The organism is Synechococcus sp. R3-13 (assembly GCF_047462195.1).
GTDB lineage: Bacteria > Cyanobacteriota > Cyanobacteriia > Thermostichales > Thermostichaceae > Thermostichus.
Window position 1 is genome coordinate 1 of the sequence record NZ_JANSIO010000429.1, and the last position, 1,193, is coordinate 1,193.

Annotated in this window: 1 protein-coding gene; it reads left to right on the top strand. The window is 59.2% G+C overall.

The genetic code is table 11. The features are described 5' to 3' along the window. Positions 1 to 1,152, top strand: a 1,152-nt coding sequence (locus tag NW856_RS12410; RefSeq protein WP_414400522.1) for an ABC transporter substrate-binding protein, incomplete at its 5' end; no start/stop codon positions are given. Positions 1,153 to 1,193: the final 41 nt, after the last annotated feature.

Here is a 1,193-nt window from a genome sequence, read left to right on the forward strand (position 1 = left end):
CAGAGCACGGTAGATCTGGGATCCCTGAGCTGGGCAGACATTCTGGAGCGGGCGCGGGGCAGCTCTGTCAACTGGGCCATGTGGAGCGGCAGCGAGGCCATCAATGGCTTCGTGGATGGCTGGGTGAAAAGCCAGTTGCAGGAGCGTTATGGCATTCGCTTGAACCGGATCCCGCTCACGGATACCGTTGAAGCAGTCAACAAGGTGATTGGGGAGGTACAGGCCGGGCTGCGCAGCGGCGGCAGCATCGATCTCATCTGGATCAATGGCAACAACTTCCGCACCCTCAAGCAGGGGAATTTGCTCTTCGGCCCTTTTGCTGAGAAATTGCCCAGCTTGCCCTTCTACGATCCCGCCGATATTGCAACGGATTTTGGCCTGCCCACCGAGGGCTATTCTGCGCCCTACACCGGCAACTACTTTTTGATGGCCTATGATGCCGAACGGGTACCCAATCCCCCCCAGAGCTACGCCGAACTGTTGGCTTGGGCAGAGGCCAACCCAGGGCGATTTACCTACGTGGCCCCGCCGGATTTTCATGGCAGCCGCTTTTTGTTGAGCGCCTTCTATGGTGTGACCGGGGGCTATGCTCAGTACAGCGGGCCGGACTTCGATGCCGATCTCTGGGCGCGACAATCCCCTGCCCTGGTGGAATACCTGAGAAAGCTGGATCCCTTCCTGTGGAGACAGGGCCAAACCTACCCGCCCACCTTTGCCCGCCTGGCGGAGCTTTTTGCCAACGGCGAAGTGTGGCTCATCCCCACCTTTATCGATCAGGTGATCTTACGCAAGGGCAACGGCCAATTTCCCCCCAGCACCACCCCCTATGGGATCCCGGGCACCAGCTTGATCGATCCCTCGTTTACAGCCATTCCCATTAATGCGGCCAATCCTTGGGGGGCAATGGTCCTGGCAGAGGTCTTGGCCAGCCCGGAGGGGCAGCTGGAAAAGTTCAAGCCGGAGGTTTGGGGGGATCTGCCGCTCATTGATGTCAGCCGGTTGTCTGCCGACTACCAAACAGCTTTTGCCCAGCTGGAGGCTGCCGCCGGGATCCCCATTCAAGAGGCCATTGCTGGAGCAGTGCCCATCGTGAACTCCGAATACACAGTGCAACTGGAGGCCCTCTGGCAGCAACAAGTCTTGCCGGGATAGGGGTCACCCAGCCTGATACATTCACGCTGAACTCTCCTGAA